The organism is Vibrio sp. 10N.222.52.B7 (genome assembly GCF_041474275.1).
Lineage (GTDB): Bacteria > Pseudomonadota > Gammaproteobacteria > Enterobacterales > Vibrionaceae > Vibrio > Vibrio crassostreae_C.
In genome coordinates this window covers 1-382 of record NZ_JBFRTU010000450.1, presented here as the reverse complement: position 1 = coordinate 382, position 382 = coordinate 1, and the positions used below count along the sequence as shown (strand labels likewise).

General features: G+C 45.0%; 1 protein-coding gene. It reads right to left on the bottom strand.

What is annotated here, in order from left to right:
* On the bottom strand, positions 1–382 hold a 382-nt coding region (locus AB4512_RS23640), incomplete at both ends, for an Hpt domain-containing protein (protein ID WP_372175951.1).

The following is a 382-nucleotide window of genomic DNA, read 5'->3' as shown; positions in this document are numbered from 1 at the left end:
TCTATAACCAATTCAGATAAAGCGTGGTCGTTATCTCGGTACAGCAATAATGGTTCTTCGCTTGCTTCGATGCTCTGACACAAATTGTACAGCGCTAATAAACCCAAACTGCCCGCCGATCCTTTGAGCTTGTGCGCCAAAGACTTCACTTCTCGTCCGTTATCGGCTTCGCTTGCCTCGACTAATTCATTCAAGGTAAGGTTACTGCTCTCCTCGAACAGCACAACGATCTGTTTCATTTTATCCAATCCAAGGATCGATAGGTCACCCTCTATCACTTTGGAATCAATCAGTTTCACTGGAGTGTCTCCTTGATCTTGGGAATCAGTTGTCGTCGTGTACTTGGCTAAAACATCTACCATCTGTGTCGAGCATTCATCAC